We start from the raw sequence: 17,396 nt of genomic DNA, 5'->3' as shown, positions 1-17,396 counted from the left end.
CTCAGCTCAGGACGTCGCCACGACGACAGTGCAGGAACCGAGGCCGGGACAGCGCACACCGACCACCGTGGCCTTGTCGACGGCGACGGTCGCCACCGCTCCGGTGCCGTCCGCGGCCGGTTCGACCTCGTCGCGGATGGTCAGGTCGGCGTCGCCCGGGGCCGGCGCGGTGACCGTGAACCGCGCCCCGCTGCGCAGCACCAGGGTGCGTAACCCACCGGGGTCGGCGATCCGCAACTCGCAACCGCCCGAGAAGACCAGCCGTCCGGGCTCCTCGACGCAGTCGGCGCTGACCGTGGCCGGGTCCACCGTGGCGTGCTCGCCGCCGAGCGCCCCCAACCGGTCGACCAGCCCGTGTCGGGCGCCCGGATCACCCCGGTCGTCGCGGCCCGCCCCGACCGCGACCACGAACAGCGCCACCAGCAGGACGGCGAGCACGCCCAGCAGCGCCTTCTGCCGGCCGCTCATCGCGCGGCGGCCGGTGACACGACCTCGCTGAACCGGAGCACGTCGACGCCGGCGAAGTAGCGGTTGGTGCCCTGCGTCTTGCCGACCACCAGCAGGGTGACCTGGTGCGCGCCCCTGGTGAGCTGGACCGTGCCGACGTCCAGGAAATCCGTCTTGCGCACCGTCGGCGTGAAGCCGAGGAACGTGCCGCCGACCTGGTTGCCGTCGATGACGAAGACGGTGTTGGCGTAGTCGAGGGCGGTGGTGCGCACCGCCGCGAACCGCCAGGTGCCGTCGGCCGGGATCTGCACCGTCACCGTCACCTTGTCGCCGATCGCCAGGCCCTGGAAGAACAGTTGCTCGCCGCCGGACCAGGTCACCTCACAGCAGTCCGGCTGCGCCGTCACCGTCGCCTTGCTCTTGCTCGGCGACTCCACGGTGGCGCCGTCGACCAGGCTCTCCGCCTCGACGGTGACCACCCGCGGCTCACCCGGGCCCGAGTCGCGGGTCAGCAGGACGACTCCCACGGTCACCACCACCAACACCAACGCCGCCGCGGCGGCGATCCACAACCAGGGGGTACGCCGCGGCGGCGCGACCGCCCGCACCTCGTAGGTGACCCGGCCGCTGGAGCGGGAACTCTCCTCCGGCGCGGTGTTCGCCGAGTACGCGAACCCGGTCATGTCGTAGCGCCGGGGGGCGGTGCCGGCCGGCACGGCGAGTTTGACCAGGAACGACACCGAGCCCTGCCCGGGTACCACCCGCTGCGGCTCGGCCACGGTGAACCACGCCCGCTGGGACCCGTCACCGGGGGCCACGTCGAACACCACGGTGTCCGGCGCGTTGCCCGGGTTGGAGACGGTGAACGTCAGCTCACCGCTGTTGCGCGGGTCGAGCGTGAACTGTTCGGCGGCGGCGACGACCGCCCACTCGGTGGTCATGACGACTCCTCTTCCAGGACGATCTCGACGGTCGTCGAGGCGGGCTTCTCCGCCTCGACGATGCGGGTGATCACGGCGAGTTGACCGGCGGCGGCCGCCGGCACCCGTACCACCACGTGGAAGGGCTGCTCGGCGGGCTCGTCGATCGTGAAACCCACCATTCCGGTGGCCAGTTCGAGGGCCCGGCGGATCCCGTACGGGGTGCCGCGCCACCGGGCCAGCAGCGCGGCGTCGGCCACCAGGTCCCGCAGCCGACCCACCGGCAGCGGCAGCGGGGTGTCCGGCCGGGGAGACGCCACCACGTGGTCCATCGCCACCCAGCCGGTCAATCGCACGACCAACCCGTCCGGCGCCCGGTACGGGTCGAACAGGGCGTCCACCTCGGCGAGGATCGCCTCGTCCGGGGCGTGCAGTGCCTCCATGACGTCCAGCAGTGTCCAGAGCACGCTGCCGGGCACGCAGGCGCGCTGGTAGGCGGCGGGCAACAGCCGTTCAATCGCCGAGCGTCGCATCCTGGCGCACCACCTCGATGTCGTGCTCGCCGGAGCAGAGCAGCCAGGTATCCGGAACGGTCACCACGTCGGCGGTGGCCTGGTTGGCGCTGGGCGTCCAGTCGACGGCCGTGGCACTGCGGTACACACCACGCTCACCACCGGCGAGGATCAACCGCTCCGCCGCACCGGAACCGCCGCCCCCGCCGGTCGCCGGACCGTTCACCGCGATGGCGTCGACCGGCACGAACCGGGTCCGGTCCCGCAGCGGCAGCCCGCAGTTGACCGACACCGGCTGCCACTGCGGCTGGGTGGCCAGGGTGTCCAGCCGCAGCACCCCGCCGCTCTGCGTGGCCGCCACCGCCAACGACCCGGCGAACGCCAGGTCCCGGCAGGTGCCACCGATCCAGCCGGACTGCGTCGACTGCCACTTCACGTCGGACTCGAACAGCCGGGTGCGATGACAGCCCTGGCCCGGCTTCTTCGGGTCCGGCTCACCGGCCCCGCTCCACAGCAGCGTGGCCGGGCCGTCGTACTGCACGGCGAGGACCCGGTTGTCCACGTTCGACAGCCCGACGTGGGTGAAGCTGCCGGGTCGGCCACCGGCCGTCGACAGGTACACCCCGAAGCTCGCCTGCGCGGCCACCGCGACGCCCGGCGCGCCCCGCTCCGAGACGAACGTGCGCACCGCGTAGAACCCCCGGTCGGCGTCGGACGGGTCGACCAGGATCTGCAACGGCACCGCCCCGGGCAGCAACGACACCTCGTACAGGCCGGTGTCGGTGGCCACCAGCAGCGCGCCCGCGCCGTCGCGGTCCAGCCAGGCCACGTCGGAGATCCGCGAGTCCAGGTCGGTGAGCAGGGACCACGTCTCGCCCAGGTCGGTGCTCAGGTGCACCCGGGAGCCGCCGGAGGCGCGCAGCGTCACCACGGCCACCGAGCCGGGACGCGCCACGATGCCCGGCCGGACCGGCGCGGGAGCGGGTGCCACCCGCAGCACCGTCTCGTCCTCGAAGCGGCCCGCCGGTTCCCACCCCGCGCCGCCGTTGCTGGAGCGGAACACCACCGGGCCGCGCCCCGCGTACCAGGTGCGCGGCTGGTACTGGTCCACGGCCAGGGCGCGGACCTCCGCGTCGGGGGCCTCGTCGACCACGAACCGGACCGACTCGACGTAGCGCACACCCGGCTCGGCGTGCTCCAGCAACCGGTACACGTTGGACGCCCGCAGCGGCTCTCCGAAGGGCCAACCCGTCGGGTTGAGCGCGGTCGGCAGCGGACTCAGCGTCTGGTGCAGCCGGTCGTGGATGCGGCTGCGGACGGCGTCCACGTCCTCCTCGCGCCGGACCACCACCCGGGCCCGCACCGACACCGCCTTGAAACGGGCCCAGGTCGCCCGGGACCGGATGCCGACCATCCGGCGTTCCTCCAGGTCCGCCTCGACCCGGTGCCGCGCCTCGGGCACCTCGTGCTCGCGCAGCACCGCCACCGGCAGGCGGCCGTTGGGGCGGGCCGTCGGCGGCACGTACGGCACCAGCACCACCTCGACCTCACCCGGCCGGGCGAAGCTGTACACCGCCGCGCGGGTGAAGGCCCGGGCCCGCGCCACCGCGCCGGAGCTGGTGGCGAGCACCTCGAAGTCGCGAGCGGTCACCGCCCGCTGTTGGGCGAAGAACTCGTACGGGCCGCGCAGCAGCACCGACTCCAACGCCTCCATCTCGCGGCCGCCGGCGGCCGGAGCCAGGTTGTCGACCTTCACCCCGGGCAGGGGGTCGCGCAGGCTGGTCAGGGTGCCCGCCGCCACGTTGCCGGTGGGCCCGCCGCCGGACCGGTACCAGAGCCGGACCTGCCGCCCGGCCGGGGGCACGGCCGCGACGGTCACCGGCGTCGGGGCGTCCGCCGGGGACGGTGCGGTGGCGTCGGGCGGCGCGGCGGGAGGTCGCAGGTCCAGGGCCGGGGCGAAGGTGACAGTGCCCGAGCAGCGGTCGACCAGGTACGCCTTCGACTGGGGGCCGAGCCCGGCGAAGCTGTCCACCGGCTGCCAGATCTCGAACGTGCGGCCGTCGTGCTCGCGGGCCGCCGCGCCCAACTCGACGGTGCCGGTCGGCACCTCCACGCCGAGCAGCAGGTCCAGCGGTTCGGCGGTGTGCGCCAACGGCGCGTGGGCGGCCCGCAGCACCTGACCCGGCTGGCCGGTGCCGACACCGAGCAGCTCCGCCTCGACCGTCTCGCAGTGGTGCATCCGTACCGTCACCGACGTCTCGTCGGCGGGCAGCAGCGCCGGTTCGGTGGTGACGAACACGACCGGCCGGGGGTCCGCCCCGCGAGCCGCCGCGACCCGCAGACCGGCGGGGATCCGGACCGCCGCGCGGTCGGTGCCGGTCCGGGTGAACCGGACGTCCGCCCAAGCGGCGGTGGGTGCGTGCCGGGCGACCCCGAGCAGGTTCAGGAACGAGACGTACGCCTTCTCCGGCAACTGGTTCAGCCGGTAGATCATGACCTCGGTCAGGTGCGCGAACGCCTCCACCAGCGCCATGCCGGGGTCGTGCGCCGACAGGTCGGTCCAGGCCGGGCAGGACTGCCGGATCCGTTCCCGGGCCTCGCTGACCAGGTCGAGGAAGCCGCGATCGTCCAGGTGCGGCACGGGCAGTGTCATGAGGGTCCTCCCTGGGCGGGCTCGTCGGCCGGGAGCAGGTCCACGGAGAAGACCAACTGCCCGGGTGTGAGGCTGGTCCGCACGCGGTAGTCCAACCGGATCACCAGCCGCCACGCGTCGTCCGGGTCCGGCCCGGCGTCCACGTCGATCACCTCGACCCGGGGCTCCCACCGGGCGATGGCCTGCCGGACGTAGTGGATGGCCAGCCCGGCCGTGGTGTCGTCGTTGGGCGCGAAGACCAGGCGGTGCAACCGGGACCCGTACCCGGGTCGCATCAGCCGCTCGCCCGGCGTGGTCGACAAAAGCAGGAACAGCGCCTGGCGTACGCTCTCGTCGCCCTCGGTCATCGCCAGGCCACCGGCCGCGGTGAGCGCCAACCCGCCGGTCCGGCCGGCGTCGAAGCCGGCGCCGACGAAGCGGAAGGCCCTCACCGGTCCGCTCCCAGGAACTGTTGGCGCGGGTCCCGCACGGTGTGCTTGACCAGACCCGGTGGCGTGCCGTTGGTGAACCCCGACAGGTGGGAGAGCACCACCCGGTGCCCGTCGACGCGGACCCAGTCGCTGTAGCCGACCCGGACGGTCAGCGTCGTCGTGCACGGCTTGATGGTCGGGCCGTAGTTCGGGCAGGCGACGATGTCGCGTCCCTCCGGGTCGTCGTCGACCAGCACCGGAACGCCGGTGACCGTCACCCACTCCCGCGACGGTCGGTTCTCGACCCGGCCGTCGTGGTCGCAGGTGATCACGGAGTCACGGTGGATCCAGCGCATCAGCCACCTCCTTCGTGGTGGGCGCGGGCGAGGGAACGGGCCTGCTCCGCCGCCGTCGCCGGGGTCTCGGTCGACTCGGCGTGCAGGAAGTCCACGCTGCGGGCGCGCACCACCATCGCCCGGCCGGGTGCGGAGATCACCAGGTCGGACGCCGCGTGCAACGTGGCCAGATCCGGGGTCAGTTCCAGGAAGCTGCCGCCCTCGGTGGCGAGCCGCAGACTGCGGTTCACGTCGTCGACGACTATCGACTGCCCCCCGGCGGTCCGCATCGTCCACCGGCGTGCCCGCCCGTCGTCGATGCCCGCGTCGTACGGCTCGACGGCGCCGAACAACGAACCGAGCACGATGCCCGAGGCCGGCTCGCCACCGGGCAGCACCACCAGCACGGTGTCGTCCGGGTCGGGGAGCGCCACCAGGCCCTTGCCCCGCCCCGCGCCGGGGCAGAGCACGGCGAGCCAGCCGGCGTCCAGGTCCCCGTACGCGGGCAGGGTCAACCGGACCCGCCCCAACCCGTCCGGGTCGGCGACGTCGGTGACCGAGCCCAGGGTGACCACCGCGCCGCCGGTCGGAGCCGGTGGCGGCACCGGTGGCATCGTGGAGAACCGGGTCAGGTGCCCGTCGCCGTCCACCGTGTGGATCACCTCGGTCAGCACGTACGCCCCGGCGACCGGGTCCGGCACACCACTCAGGTCGATCCGCCGGCCCGGCCGTAGCGCCGGATCGCCCTCGGCCACCCCCTCGGCGGTGACCAGTGCCGCCGCCCGGGTGTCCAGCCGGGCCTGGGCCAACGCCGCCAACTCGTCGTCGCTGCGGCCGGGCTGGTCCACGGCGGTACGCACCCCACCGGCGCCCACGTCGGCCGGGTCCGGGCGGTCGTCGGCGGACCGGCCGCAGCGCGCCTCGTCGGCCTGCTGGCTGATCACCTCGGCCCGCTGCGGGTGCCAGCCCAGCGCCACGCTCGCGCCACCGGCCTGGTCGGCGTTCGTGGACAGTCGCAGCGTGTGCACGCCCGCGCCGAGGGTCAACGCGACCGGCTCCCCGTAACCGGCGAGCGTGACCAACCGGACCCCGTCACCGTCGGCGGCCAGGTGCAGCCCGGCCCGCCCGGCCACCTCCCGCAGCAGCTCCAGATCGCTGTGCCGGTGCTGCGCCAGCCGTTCCACCCGTGGCCCGTCGACGTCGGCGGTCACCGTCAGCCCCACCTCGTCGCACAACTCCCGGGCCAGCTCCACGGCGGTGACCGCGGTGAACACCCGCAACCCCTGGCGCTTGCGCAGCCGGTGCAGCCGGTCGTACGCGCGCAGCCGCAGCAGCGCGGCACCGTCCGCCGCGTAGTCGACCTCCACCGCGGTGACCTCCCCGCCGAACAGGGCATCGGCGTGATCGGCCAGCCGCACGTCGAGCGTCGTGCCGGGACGGACCGCCGGGTCGAACGCGCCGGCCCCGGGGGTCGTGGCGAGCACCAGCTCGGCCTGGGTGGGCTGGTCGAGGCGTGCCGCCACACGCAGCGAGCGGATCCGCTGACGGGCCGCGTCGGTCAGCTCGACGCCGTCGAGGCTGACCGTCAACGCCCGGGGCGCGACGCTCGTCACGGCGTACCCCCGGTCGGCGTGGGGCCGGTCGCCGCACCCCAGGCGGCAGGCGCGGTGGCGATCGACGCTCCGACGAACGCCGCGCCGGCACCCACCGCCCCGGCCAGCGCCCGCGCGGCCCCGGTCACCGCCGTCGCCGTCGCGGCGGTCGGTGCCGGTGGTGGGACCGCCAGGGTCGTACCGGCTGGAACGGCGAGGGGGTCGGTGATCCGGTTGTGTTCGGCGAGCAGACGCCAGCGCAGCGGCGAGCCGAGCGCGTCGTTGGCCAGCAGGTCGAAGCGCACCCCGGAACGGCCCGGCTCGGCCGCGCCGTCGCCGGCGGCGATCACCGCGCTGCCCGGCGCGGCGGTCGGTGTGCTCGCCGCGGCCAACTCCTCCTCGAAGCCGGCCTGCGCCTGGTCGGCCGACTCGGCGGCGCGGACCAGCTTCAGCCGCAGCCAGGATCGCCGGGGCGACCCGGTGCCGGTGAACGCGTCGAACCGCTCCGCGACCGCGACGATCACGCCGGGCACGTTCCAGGTCTTGCCCCAGACCAACCGCACCAGCGGAGGTCGCAGCCAGCCATGCTCGACGGCGGAGTTCTCCGCCAGCATCCACAGCGGGCGGGTCAGCACCCGCACGTCGGCCGGACGGACCTGCGCCTCCACGAAGTCGACGTCGAAGAGCAGGTCGAGCACCAGCTCGGTCCGGCCGCCGCCGGTGAAGACCAGCGGGTCGTCGGCCAGCCCGGACCCAGTGAGCTGCCCGCCGGCGGCACCCCGACGGCGTACGCCGGCGAGTCGGGTCACCTGCACGGTCTCCGGATTGAGCAGGCAGTCCACCCGCTCCCCGGAGGAGTCGATGAGGAAGGCCACCCGTTCCATCAGTCGCCCGCCTGTTCCCGGTCCAGCCGATCCAGATGGGCGGCGTCCAGCGGGTCACCCGGCACCGTCCACACCGCCCCGTCGTCCGGCAGCGACGGCCACGGGTCGCCTGCTTCGGACGACCGGAACGCGGTGCTCACCGGCCAGTGCCCGCCGCCCGGGTCACGCGCGATGCCGTCGAGCGTTGTGCTGTCGCTGCCCCGCCACCCGTCCGGCCGAAGAGCGTGCCGCCCGAACCGCTGGTCGGCCGCCTGGTCGGGAGGTCGCTGGTCGGACCGGCCCGGTTCGCCGGGTAGGGCCGGCCACTGACCGTCGACCCCGACCGCCGTACGCCCGAACCGCCCGACGTCGCCGACGGCCGCAGGAGTGGGTCGGGAACGGCGACCCTGTCCGAAGAGGTCGACGTTCGCGATCCCGCCGGAGGCGACGGTGGGGGAGTAGCCCGACGGGTTCCACCCGTCCGCGGTGTCACCCCGTGGCGTCGACCCGTGGGGTGTGACCGGTCCGGTCGCCGCACTTCGCCCGAAGGGCGAGTCGAGCCGATCGATCCGCGCCCGGCCCGGTCCGCGCCCGTCCGGCTCAGCGAGGCGCCGGCCGAAAGCTCCCGGGTCGTCCGGGGTGTGGCCGCCGGCGTGGCCGGGCGCCGGGCCGCCAACCTGGCCGGGCGCCGGGCCGCCGGCGTGGCCGGGCGCCGGGCCGCCGGTCGGGCCGCTCGACCCGGCGGTCTCGCCTGCTGACCACGAACCGGCCGACCGCCCGGCCCCGCCCACCGGGCGTGACCCGTCGCCGTAGGTCCCGGTGATGCCGTGAATCCCCGCGATGCCGGAACTGCCCGCCACGCCGGGATCGCCGACCTCCCCGCGACGGCCCGGCGCCCCGAGGCCGCCGGCCGTCCCGTGGACGCCCGCCGTTCCGTGGTCGTCTGCCGTTCCGTGGTCGTCTGCCGTTCCGTGGTCGGTTGCGGTGCTGTGGTCGGTCCCGGTTCCCCCGTCGGCCACCGGGACGGGGCCGACCCCGGTCGCGGCGCCACCCGGCGTCGCGGTGCCGTGCGGTGCGGTGCGGCCGCCCCTCCCGTCGGGCGGCCGGCGGCGACCACCGGTTTGAGCCGAGGACCTGGTGCCGATGGTGTCGCCGAACCCGCCGTCGGTCCCGACGGCACGACGTCCGGCGGACGGCCGGGACCACTCGCCGACCGAGCCGCCGGGCCAGTCCGCGGTCGACGATCGGCTCGGCCCGTCCGGCACCGCGCCGTCGGTGCCGGGTCCGCGCGTCCGGTCGTCGCCGACCAGGGCCCGTCCGGCGTCGGCCGGGGAGGTGTCGAGGTCCAGGTCGCGCAGCAGGCCGGGGGCGTGCGCGGCGACCAGGTCCAGCCAGTGCTGCGGGGGCTCCCCGAAGCGGCGTGGCGGGTCCGGCGGGGGCTCCGGACGGGTTCGCCCGGCGGGCTCGACCCGTCCGGCGAGGCGCTGGACCGCGCCGGCGGCCGAGCGCAGCCGCCCGGCCAGCCAGCTACGCGGGTGCCGGCGCGGCGGCACCGCCGGTCTCCAGCTCCAGGCCCTCGTAGCGCAGGGTCAACGAGGCGATGGCGATCTCGTGGCTGAGGGTGTTGAGGTGCGCGCCACGCCACCGGGTGGGCCAGGCGTCGATCAGGTTCCAGCGCAGCACCTCCGCGGTGCCGACCGAGTCGAGCAGCACCACGGAGACGTTGCGGCGGTTGAGGGTGCCCTGCGCGGTGGCGTTCACCCAGTCCCACAGCTCGCGGGAGGCGGTGAGGCCGAAGTGCAACGTCACCGGCTCGTACTCGGCCTGCCCGGGCACCATCCGCATCCGGCCCAGGCCGTGCTCCCGGTACGGCTGCCCGGGGATGTTCACCTCCAGGCCGGTCATCTCGGTGAAGTGGCCGTTCGTGACCCCGTTGATGAGCAGCCGGAAGTTGTACGCCCGGTACGGGTCGACCGGCGCGCCGGGCTGCTGCGGGGTGGCTGGGGTGGGCATGTCAGCCTCCGATCGTCTCGGTCTCGGTGCCGCCGGCCCACTGGCTCAGCTTGAACACCACGAATTCGGCGGGCTTGACGACGGCGATGCCGATGTGGGCGATGACCATGCCGGCGTCGCGTACGTCGGGCGGGTTGGTCTCCTCGTCGCACTTGACGAAGAACGCCTCCTCGGGGCTGCGCCCCAGCAGCGCGCCGTCGCGCCAGACCCGGGTGAGGAACGCCCCGATGTCGCGCCGGATCGAGCGCCAGAGGGTGAAGTCGTTGGGCTCGAACACCATCCACCGGGTGCCGTTGGCGATGGCCTGTTCGATGGCGATGCTCAGCCGCCGTACGTTGAGGTAGCGCCACTCGCTGGCCTCGGCGGCGAGCGTACGGGCACCCCAGACGCGGATGCCCTCGCCGGCGAAGTACCGGATCACGTTGACGCCCTTGGGGTTGAGCACGTCGTGTTCCGGTCGGGTGACCAGGTAGCCCAGGTCGACGGCGCCGCGTACGGGTTCGTTGGCCGGTGCCTTGTGCACGCCCCGCAGGGCGTCGGTGCGGGCCCAGATGCCCGCCAGGTGCCCGCTCGGCGGCGTCAGCTCCAACTCGCCGCTGATCGGGTCGCGTACCCGCAGCCACGGGTAGTAGAAGGCCCCGAACTCCGACTGCCGTGGCCGGTACGCCGCCCCCTCGTGCCCGCCGGAGCCGCCCGGCTGGGCCGAGCCGCCGCCGGAGCCGCCCGCGCCGCCGCCCGTACCCCCGTCGGGCTTGGGGGGTTTGCCGGAGGACGGTGTGGCGACCCGGGTCAACGCGGAGATGTCGTCGATGTCCGGCGCCGGGTCGCAGATCGCCACCATGGTGCGGGTGCGTTCGGCCATGCTCAGCAGCGCCTCGTGCGACACCGGGTCGTGGAAGCCGGGGGCGGCGATGATGGAGATCTCGTCGACGGCTTCCAGCAGTTGCAGGCCACCGCGTTTCTGCCCGGTGCCGGTGATCGCGCCGCCCTCGCCGACGTTGACCACCCAGCAGCGGGCGCCCCCGTTGTCCAGGAAGCCGAACACCGCCCGGGCCAGCGGGGTGCTCTCCACCCGCTCACCACCGGCGAAGAGCCGCAGGAACTCCGTCCAGTTGTTGACCGGCACCGCCTTGCCCAGGTGGGCGGAGCGGTCCGGGGCGACGCCGACGAACGCGGCGATGCTGGTGCTCGCCGGGCCGATCGGTCGGGCGCCGCTGGGGACCTCCTCGACATAGATGCCGGGGGAGAAGTAGCTGGGCATCGGTCCTCCTGTGCGGTGGGCGTCAGTGGGTCGGTGGCGCGCAGACGATGACGAGGTCGGGTTCGGTGGGGTCGACGTCGGCGGTGAGGACGAGGCCGCGGCCGGTCAGCCGGAGCCGGACCGGACCCGGGTGCTCGGGGTCGTGGGGGACGCCGACGATCAGGAACCGGCCGTCGGGGTCGGTGCGGGTGGCGGACCCGGTGGCCGCGAGTTCGACCCGCATCGCGGCGAGGGGTTGGTCCTCGGGGCCGACCACCCGGCCGGTGAGGGAGTGCACCCCGAGTTGCCGCAGTCGCAACGGTTGCCGGACCGGCGGCGCGGACGGGGTCGGGTGGTCCACCTGCGCGGGCACGTCGATCAGCAGCGCCGGGCGGGGCGCCGCGCCGAACGCGGTCCAGAGTGGTGGGTCACCGGCCTCCAGGACGACTGCGTAACCACCCTCGGTGGTGGCGGCGGTGAGCACCCGGTCCAGCCGGGGCAACCCGGCCGGACCGGTCGCGCAGATCAGGTAGCGGACCGTGAACCGGTACGGTTCGCGGACCGCGCCGCTGGACCGGGTCTGCCGGGCCGGGCGTAACTCCAGCGGCCAGACGGTGAGCCCGGGAGCGTCACCGTCGGTGCGGGGCGGGCCGACCGGGACGGGCTCTCCCACCGCGCTGGTGAGCCAGGAGGCCAACTCGGCGGTGGCCGTCTCGATCGGACCGCGCCCATCGGTGCTCATCGCGGCGGCGTCCCCTGGATCCGGTACGCGATGGCCTCGTTCCACACGTGCGGGTAGACACCGATCTCGAAGTACCTGGTGAACCGGTTGATCGGGGCGTTGGTGTGGTCGTGGTAGAGCAACCACACCGGGGCGATGGTGAACAGCACGTAGTTCGCCAGGACCAGCGGGATGTAGAACGGCCCGAGCAGGCGGCCCTGGAAGATGTGCACGTCCTCGTGCCGTTGGATGCTCGAGCTGGCACCGGCGCAGACGGTGCCGATGGTGGTGGCGTAGCGGGGCGAGACCCCCTCCACCACGCAGATCCGCCCGCTGCCGGCCGAGGTGGGCCGGTCCAGCGAGTGCCCGAAGATCAGGTGTGCGGCCAGGTAGACGGCCCCGACGACCGTGTTGAGCAGGCTCCAGGTGTGGTCGACGACGAAGAGGAAGATGCCGCGCGCGTCCGGCGCGTACACCCCGGCGGAGGTCACCGCCCAGCCGAAGACCGCGCCGACCAGCGCGCCGACGGCCGCGCCGATCAGCAGCCCGATCGGGCCGCCGGCGAGGAAGCCGAAGAGGGCGCCGAGAACGACCTGGACCGCCGCGCTGAGGATTCCGAAGACCATGACGTCACCTCTCAGACCCAGGAGCGGATGAAACGGGGTTCGCGGTTCTGCGCGACCTGGGTCGGCGACGCCTGGGTCGCCTGCCGGTTGCCGGGCGGGAACTGGTTGACGCCGAGTGCGGCGGAGAAGATGACCAGCGCGTTGAAGAACGCGATGATCCACTTCTCGCCGCCGGCGTCGTCGGCGAACGCCGCGGTCACGTAGGACAGCAGCAACGCGATGCCGATGGCGATCCACTTGCGAAGCTTGTCTCCGCTGGGCCCGATGAGCCCGCCGATGACGTTGGTGGCCAGCAGGGTCGCGGCACTGGCACCGGCCAGGCTGCCCAGGGCTGCCCAGGTGAAGAGATCGTTCATGGCGATCCCCCTTTTCTGCGATGGTGCGACCGGGATGTGGTGGTGGTGAGGTGCGGTGCTCCCACCGGGAGCACCGGGGCCGGTCGCCGTCGTCTCGGGGGCGGCCGGAGCCGGGCGCGGCCGGCGGTGCCGGCCACCGGGTGGATCAGCCGGGCCCCGGGGCGCCGGCGGGCGGGCCCGGCGGGGTCGGCCCGGGCGCAGCCGGCGCGGTGGGCTGACGGCGGCGCAACAGGAGTACGCCCACCGCGGCGAGCAGCAGCAGAAGGAGTACGCCGCCACCGACCAGCAACCAGGGGAACCCGCTGTCGTCGCCGGCGGCGGCCGGCGAGGCGGACGGTCGAGGTGGCGCCTCGGCCACGGCCCGCAGCTCGGTCGGCTTGTCCTGGTTGGCGTCGACCTTCCAGCTCACCGAACGGCCGTTGACAGTGCCGTTGCTGTCGATCACGCGGCCGGGAAATGTCACCGAGATCTCGAACGACATGAGTTTGAGGAACGCCTGCTGTTGCTGCGGATTCTGTTGCGTGACCTTTGCGCCGTATTTCTTCGGATCCAGTGGCAGTGTGAAACGGTAGAGATCGCCGTCCCGGACCAGTTTCACGCTCTCCGTGTCGAAACCGGCCAGCGGTGCCCTGCGGTAACTGATCTGCGAGCCGTAGAAAGTGTCGTCCTGGTAAATGGTCTCTTCTCCGGCCGGCAGCGCGGGAATGCTCTGCCGCAGCTCCGCGAAGGCGGCCGGGACGTTCTTGTTCCGCGCGCTCAACACCTGCTTCTGGGCCGTCAGCAGCAGTTGACCGTCGACCGTGTCGTCGGCGTTGACGGTGAGACCCATGTTGAGTTGCATGCAACCGCTGAGCGCGGCGAGCAGAATGAGACACACCGCGACGCGGAGTGCCTTACCGCGGTTGACTCTCCTGTTCATGGGCTCAGTGTGTGTGATCGCTTTCACACCGGCAGTCAGCGATCGGTCACAAGACAGTCGCCGATTGTACGGGCGCGCTGTCGCCTTCGAATGATGCCGCCGACGGCCCCGATGAATATTCTGGAGTGTTGCGCCACCATTGTTGATCAATTCCTCGCCGCCGCCGTGATGTGCCGCGACGGCGGTCGGCCGGACGGCCACGGGTCGGCTCAGCCCGCCGGAGGTCTCCAGTCGGCGTAACGGGCCATGCTCCGCAGGGCGGCTCGGGCCGGGGTGAGCCGCAACGCGCCGTCCCGGACCGCGACGGCCAGTGGGTTGCGCAGTTGCTGACCGAAACGGCCGGCGGTGAAGGAGGCCCGGGCGACGCTCTGACTGCGCGGCCGACGCTGCTCGTCGTACGCGGCCAGCGCGGCGGGCACCGTGGCGGCGCCGTCGGCGCAGACGGCACCCAGCACCACCGCGTCCTCGATGGCCTGCCCGGCGCCCTGCCCGAGGTTGGGTGTCATCGCGTGGGCGGCGTCGCCGAGGAGCGCGACGCGTCCCCGCACGTACGTGGGCAGCGGCACGGCCAGGTGATGGATGTCGTTGCGCAGGACGACTCCGGGTGGGGTCGCCGCCATCAGCGCCGGGATGGGGGCGTGCCAGTCGCCGAAGCGCTCCCGCACAGCCGCCAACTCGTCGGGGGCGTGGCCGCCGGGTGGCGCGTTCACCGCGGCGTACCAGTAGAGCCGCCCGTCGCCGATCGGCACCATGCCGAACTCGGCGCCCGGTCCCCAGGTGATGGCGGCCGGGACCGGGTCGGGAAACTCGATGGCCGCCCGCCAGGCGGTCGAGCCCGCGTACACCGGGCCGGGGTGTCGCGGCCACAGCTGGGCGCGGACCCGGCTGCGGAGGCCGTCGGCCCCGACCACCAGGTCGGCGCGGAGGGTGTGCGAGCCGTCGGGCCGCCGGTAGCGGACCTCGGCCTGGTCCGGGTCGGTCTCGACGTGCTCCACGGTGGCGTCGGTGTGCAGGGACGCGGCGGGCAGGGCCTCGCGCAGGGTGCGGTGCAGCGTGGCCCGGTGCACGCCGAGCGCCGTGGTGCCCAATTGTCGGACCATCTCGCCGGCGTCCACCCGGGACAGCCACCGCCCGTGCCGGTCGCGGATCCCGCCGGGTGCCTCGCCGTGCCCGCCGTCGCGCAGGGCCGGGCCGAGGCCGAGGGCGTCCAGCCCCCGCACGGCGTTGGCCATCAGGCTCAGGCCGGCGCCGACCTCGCGCAGCTCGGCGGCGCGTTCCAGCACGGTGACCCGCCAGCCGCGCCGGTGCAGGGCGAGGGCCGCGCTCAACCCGCCGATGCCGCCGCCCACCACCACCGCGTGTGAGTCGTCCATCTCGTTCCACCTTTCTACACCTGTAGAAGGAGGATACTACCTGCGGACCTCGGAGAAGGGGGAGTGCCGTGACGGCCCGGACGAACCGGATCGCGCTGCTGACCGACGCGGCCATCGAGCTGATCGCCGACGGTGGCATGCGAGCGCTGACCCACCGGGCGGTCGACGGCCGCGCTGGAATGCCCCCCGGCACCACCTCCGCGTACCTGCGCACCCGACAGGCGCTGATCGAGGCGGTGGTGGGGAGGCTCGCCGACCGGGACCGGGCCGACCTGGCGGCGTACGACCTGCCGACCGAACCGCCGCCCCCGACGCCCGGGCCCCGGCTCGACAGCGCCGCCCTCGACGCGCTCGCCGCCGGCGTCGCCGAGGTGCTCGACAGGTGGCTGAGCGTCGGGCGCAGTCGGACCCTGGCCCGGTACGCCTGCCTGTTGGAGGCGGTGCACCGGCCCGAGCTGCGGGGCATCCTGCACCACGGCACCGGTCAGCGGGTGCAGGCCCGGGACCTGCTGGCCCGGGCCGGGGCGACCGACCCCGACCGGCAGGGCGACCAGTTCGTCGCGTTCGTGGACGGGTTGCTCTTCGACCGGCTGGTCGGCGCCGGCGCGCTCACCGCCCCACCGCCCGGCAGTGCGGCCAGCCGCGCCGATCTGGGCACCGCCGTCCGTACGCTGCTGCGCGCCCTGACCGGAAGCTGACCCGACCGGCGCGCGGGCGTGGCTGCGCGGGCGTGGCGGGTGCGCCGGCCTGTCGGCGCGCGGGCCGGTCAGGTCCACCCGGCGCGGCCTGGTGGGCCCGGTGAGAACATCGGCGCGCTGGCCCCGGGAAAGCGCGCCGTGGAGCCCGGTGAGCAGGCTGGGAGACGATCACCCTTGGAACGCCGTGGGCGGCCGGTGTGGTGCTGCGGTTCGGCCCTCTGGAGCTGAATCGTTTACGACATCGCGCCCGATGCGTTCGCGGCACGCGCGCGATTCGTTTGCGGCATCAGCTCCAAAGGCGGAGCGGGCGGCAGGGTGCGGGGTGCGGGCGGGGTGCGGGCGGCAGGGTACGGGGTGCGGATGCGGGCGGCAGGGTGCGGGGCGAGTGGCACGGTGCGGGGGCGAGCTGTGGGGTGGCGTGCGTTGGCGGTGGCGCCGGGGATTGACGGCACCCTGTCGTGCGGTTGCGGCGGGCCGGCGACGTGCGGTTCAGGCCGGGGTGCGGCGGGCCGGTCGGCATGGGTAGGAGAGATCGGGTGATGATGCGGTTCAGGGGCCTGCGGACGGCCGGCGGGCGGCTGCGACACGGTTGGCGGCCAGTGCTGGAGGCCACCGTCGCGGCGACGGTGGCCTGGCTGCTGGCCACCCGGTTGCTCGGGCACCCGCAACCCTTCTTCGCACCGGCCGCCGCGCTGATCGTTCTCGGTCAGGCCCGGGGGCAGCGCATTCGTCGGGCCGTCGAGGTCGTCCTCGGTGTCGCCGCCGGGGTGCTCGTCGCGGACCTGGTGGTGCAGGCGCTCGGCCCGGGCAGCACGTGGACGGTCTTCACCGTCATCCTGCTCACCGTCCTCCTCGCGGTGGCCTTCGGCGCCACCGGCGTGACGCTCGTGCAGGCCGCGGTCTCGGCGCTCTACCTGGTGGTGGTCGCCCCACCGGACGGGACGTTGGTGCCGTTCCGCTTCGTCGACGCGTTGATCGGGGGCGCGGTCGCGCTCGCGGCCAGCCTGCTGGTCGACGCCCGCCACCCCCTCGCTCCGCTGGTCGCCGAGGTGCGGCGGACCTTCGACGAGCTGGCCGGGCTGCTGGGCGGGATCGCCGACGCCCTCGACCACGGTGACGAGGCCGCCGCCGTCGCCGCCCTGCGGCGGGCGCGGGGCATGGACGCCCGGGTGGACGGTCTGCGCGACGGGGTGCTGGCCGCCGGGGAGGCGCTGCGACTGCACGTCCGCCGACGTCGGCACATCGGCCGGTTGCGGTCGGTGGACGAGTCGATCCGCCAGACCGACTACGCGGTCCGCAACGTCCGGGTGCTGGCCCGTGCGGGCGTCACCCTCAGCCGCCTGCACACGTCGACGCCGCCCGAACTGGGCGCCGCCCTACGATCGCTCGCCGAGGCGGTCCGGCAGGCCGGCGCCGCACTCGCCGCCGACCTGGACGGGCAGGCGGAGGTCGCCGTCCGGCACGCCGCCCGGGCCGACGAGTCGGCGCTCGCCGCCGTGCACATTGCCGGGCAGCTCTTCGGCACCGCACAGACCCTCCCGCTCGCGATGATCATCGGGCAGGTCCGGGCCACAGCCATCGACCTGCTGCGCGGCGTCAACCCGGAGGACGACGCCGCCGTCCTGGCCCGCGTCGACGAAGCCCTCGGCCTTCCCGCCGTCTGACCAGGCCCGCCGAGCCACCGTGCCGCTGCCTCGCCGGTCGCTGACCCGCGGAGC

General features: G+C 74.1%; 18 protein-coding genes. 2 read left to right on the top strand and 16 right to left on the bottom strand.

Going from position 1 to position 17,396, the window contains the following annotated elements; all coding sequences use genetic code 11:
- Positions 1 to 6: 6 nt before the first annotated feature.
- From O7616_RS22020 to O7616_RS21945, 16 genes are all read right to left on the bottom strand, one after another.
- Positions 7 to 468 carry a hypothetical protein gene (locus O7616_RS22020; RefSeq protein ID WP_282303713.1) on the bottom strand — a complete coding sequence of 154 codons (462 nt, stop codon included), beginning with the start codon at positions 466 to 468 and terminating at the stop codon, positions 7 to 9.
- A complete protein-coding gene (locus tag O7616_RS22015; protein ID WP_282303712.1) occupies positions 465 to 1,388 on the bottom strand; it encodes a hypothetical protein in 924 nt (307 codons plus the stop codon). Before O7616_RS22015 ends, O7616_RS22020 begins: the two co-directional genes overlap by 4 nt.
- Positions 1,385 to 1,900: a phage tail protein gene (locus O7616_RS22010; protein ID WP_282259199.1), complete on the bottom strand. Its 516-nt coding sequence runs from the start codon at positions 1,898 to 1,900 to the stop codon at positions 1,385 to 1,387. The genes O7616_RS22015 and O7616_RS22010 overlap by 4 nt, the downstream gene beginning before the upstream one ends.
- A complete protein-coding gene (locus tag O7616_RS22005; protein WP_282303711.1) occupies positions 1,881 to 4,532 on the bottom strand; it encodes a putative baseplate assembly protein in 2,652 nt (883 codons plus the stop codon). The genes O7616_RS22010 and O7616_RS22005 overlap by 20 nt, the downstream gene beginning before the upstream one ends.
- Positions 4,529 to 4,963 (bottom strand): GPW/gp25 family protein, encoded by a 435-nt coding sequence (locus O7616_RS22000; RefSeq protein WP_282303710.1) that lies wholly within the window; start codon positions 4,961 to 4,963, stop codon positions 4,529 to 4,531. The genes O7616_RS22005 and O7616_RS22000 overlap by 4 nt, the downstream gene beginning before the upstream one ends.
- Positions 4,960 to 5,298 (bottom strand): hypothetical protein, encoded by a 339-nt coding sequence (locus O7616_RS21995; protein WP_282259202.1) that lies wholly within the window; start codon positions 5,296 to 5,298, stop codon positions 4,960 to 4,962. Before O7616_RS21995 ends, O7616_RS22000 begins: the two co-directional genes overlap by 4 nt.
- Positions 5,298 to 6,890, bottom strand: coding sequence for a contractile injection system protein, VgrG/Pvc8 family (locus O7616_RS21990; protein WP_282303709.1), 1,593 nt, complete (start codon positions 6,888 to 6,890; stop codon positions 5,298 to 5,300). The genes O7616_RS21995 and O7616_RS21990 overlap by 1 nt, the downstream gene beginning before the upstream one ends.
- On the bottom strand, positions 6,887 to 7,753 hold the full coding sequence (locus O7616_RS21985) for a hypothetical protein (RefSeq protein ID WP_282303708.1): 867 nt from the start codon (positions 7,751 to 7,753) through the stop codon (positions 6,887 to 6,889). Before O7616_RS21985 ends, O7616_RS21990 begins: the two co-directional genes overlap by 4 nt.
- The gene (locus O7616_RS21980) at positions 7,753 to 9,285 is read right to left on the bottom strand and encodes a hypothetical protein (RefSeq protein ID WP_282303707.1); all 1,533 of its coding nucleotides are present in this window, start codon (positions 9,283 to 9,285) and stop codon (positions 7,753 to 7,755) included. The genes O7616_RS21985 and O7616_RS21980 overlap by 1 nt, the downstream gene beginning before the upstream one ends.
- Positions 9,260 to 9,745 carry a phage tail protein gene (locus O7616_RS21975; protein ID WP_282259210.1) on the bottom strand — a complete coding sequence of 162 codons (486 nt, stop codon included), beginning with the start codon at positions 9,743 to 9,745 and terminating at the stop codon, positions 9,260 to 9,262. The genes O7616_RS21980 and O7616_RS21975 overlap by 26 nt, the downstream gene beginning before the upstream one ends.
- Position 9,746: 1 nt before the next feature.
- Positions 9,747 to 11,006: a phage tail sheath subtilisin-like domain-containing protein gene (locus O7616_RS21970; protein ID WP_282259211.1), complete on the bottom strand. Its 1,260-nt coding sequence runs from the start codon at positions 11,004 to 11,006 to the stop codon at positions 9,747 to 9,749.
- A 22-nt stretch (positions 11,007 to 11,028) separates the two neighbouring features.
- On the bottom strand, positions 11,029 to 11,727 hold the full coding sequence (locus tag O7616_RS21965; protein ID WP_282303706.1) for a carboxypeptidase-like regulatory domain-containing protein: 699 nt from the start codon (positions 11,725 to 11,727) through the stop codon (positions 11,029 to 11,031).
- The gene (locus O7616_RS21960; RefSeq protein ID WP_282303705.1) at positions 11,724 to 12,332 is read right to left on the bottom strand and encodes a glycine zipper family protein; all 609 of its coding nucleotides are present in this window, start codon (positions 12,330 to 12,332) and stop codon (positions 11,724 to 11,726) included. Before O7616_RS21960 ends, O7616_RS21965 begins: the two co-directional genes overlap by 4 nt.
- 11 nt (positions 12,333 to 12,343) lie before the next feature.
- Complete coding sequence (locus O7616_RS21955; protein WP_282259214.1) at positions 12,344 to 12,688, bottom strand: hypothetical protein; 345 nt, start codon at positions 12,686 to 12,688, stop codon at positions 12,344 to 12,346.
- Positions 12,689 to 12,833: 145 nt separating this feature from the next.
- Positions 12,834 to 13,607 carry a DUF3153 domain-containing protein gene (locus O7616_RS21950; RefSeq protein WP_282303704.1) on the bottom strand — a complete coding sequence of 258 codons (774 nt, stop codon included), beginning with the start codon at positions 13,605 to 13,607 and terminating at the stop codon, positions 12,834 to 12,836.
- Between the two features lie 209 nt (positions 13,608 to 13,816).
- The gene (locus tag O7616_RS21945) at positions 13,817 to 14,980 is read right to left on the bottom strand and encodes an FAD-dependent oxidoreductase (protein ID WP_282303703.1); all 1,164 of its coding nucleotides are present in this window, start codon (positions 14,978 to 14,980) and stop codon (positions 13,817 to 13,819) included.
- 68 nt (positions 14,981 to 15,048) lie between these two features.
- Here O7616_RS21945 and O7616_RS21940 point away from each other — a divergent pair, with 68 nt between their 5' ends.
- Together O7616_RS21940 and O7616_RS21935 are read left to right on the top strand one after the other, a co-directional pair.
- Complete coding sequence (locus O7616_RS21940; RefSeq protein ID WP_282303702.1) at positions 15,049 to 15,678, top strand: TetR/AcrR family transcriptional regulator; 630 nt, start codon at positions 15,049 to 15,051, stop codon at positions 15,676 to 15,678.
- A gap of 539 nt (positions 15,679 to 16,217) precedes the next feature.
- Positions 16,218 to 17,342, top strand: a complete 1,125-nt coding sequence (locus tag O7616_RS21935) for an FUSC family protein (protein ID WP_282303701.1) — start codon at positions 16,218 to 16,220, stop codon at positions 17,340 to 17,342.
- Positions 17,343 to 17,396: the final 54 nt, after the last annotated feature.

The sequence above is a fragment of the Micromonospora sp. WMMD964 genome (assembly GCF_029581455.1).
Taxonomy (GTDB): Bacteria; Actinomycetota; Actinomycetes; order Mycobacteriales; family Micromonosporaceae; genus Micromonospora.
The sequence above is the reverse complement of the archived record's forward strand: the minus strand, read 5'-3'. Positions and strand labels throughout refer to the sequence as shown.

What these genes read in the sequence shown, in the direction of transcription:
- O7616_RS22020 (WP_282303713.1), bottom strand. Translation starts at nt 468, where the DNA reads ATGAGCGGCCGGCAGAAGGCGCTGCTGGGCGTGCTCGCCGTCCTGCTG.
- O7616_RS22015 (WP_282303712.1), bottom strand. Translation starts at nt 1,388, where the DNA reads ATGACCACCGAGTGGGCGGTCGTCGCCGCCGCCGAACAGTTCACGCTC.
- O7616_RS22010 (WP_282259199.1), bottom strand. Translation starts at nt 1,900, where the DNA reads ATGCGACGCTCGGCGATTGAACGGCTGTTGCCCGCCGCCTACCAGCGC.
- O7616_RS22005 (WP_282303711.1), bottom strand. Translation starts at nt 4,532, where the DNA reads ATGACACTGCCCGTGCCGCACCTGGACGATCGCGGCTTCCTCGACCTG.
- O7616_RS21995 (WP_282259202.1), bottom strand. Translation starts at nt 5,298, where the DNA reads ATGCGCTGGATCCACCGTGACTCCGTGATCACCTGCGACCACGACGGC.
- O7616_RS21985 (WP_282303708.1), bottom strand. Translation starts at nt 7,753, where the DNA reads ATGGAACGGGTGGCCTTCCTCATCGACTCCTCCGGGGAGCGGGTGGAC.
- O7616_RS21975 (WP_282259210.1), bottom strand. Translation starts at nt 9,745, where the DNA reads ATGCCCACCCCAGCCACCCCGCAGCAGCCCGGCGCGCCGGTCGACCCG.
- O7616_RS21970 (WP_282259211.1), bottom strand. Translation starts at nt 11,006, where the DNA reads ATGCCCAGCTACTTCTCCCCCGGCATCTATGTCGAGGAGGTCCCCAGC.
- O7616_RS21965 (WP_282303706.1), bottom strand. Translation starts at nt 11,727, where the DNA reads ATGAGCACCGATGGGCGCGGTCCGATCGAGACGGCCACCGCCGAGTTG.
- O7616_RS21960 (WP_282303705.1), bottom strand. Translation starts at nt 12,332, where the DNA reads ATGGTCTTCGGAATCCTCAGCGCGGCGGTCCAGGTCGTTCTCGGCGCC.
- O7616_RS21955 (WP_282259214.1), bottom strand. Translation starts at nt 12,688, where the DNA reads ATGAACGATCTCTTCACCTGGGCAGCCCTGGGCAGCCTGGCCGGTGCC.
- O7616_RS21950 (WP_282303704.1), bottom strand. Translation starts at nt 13,607, where the DNA reads ATGAACAGGAGAGTCAACCGCGGTAAGGCACTCCGCGTCGCGGTGTGT.
- O7616_RS21945 (WP_282303703.1), bottom strand. Translation starts at nt 14,980, where the DNA reads ATGGACGACTCACACGCGGTGGTGGTGGGCGGCGGCATCGGCGGGTTG.
- O7616_RS21935 (WP_282303701.1), top strand. Translation starts at nt 16,218, where the DNA reads ATGATGCGGTTCAGGGGCCTGCGGACGGCCGGCGGGCGGCTGCGACAC.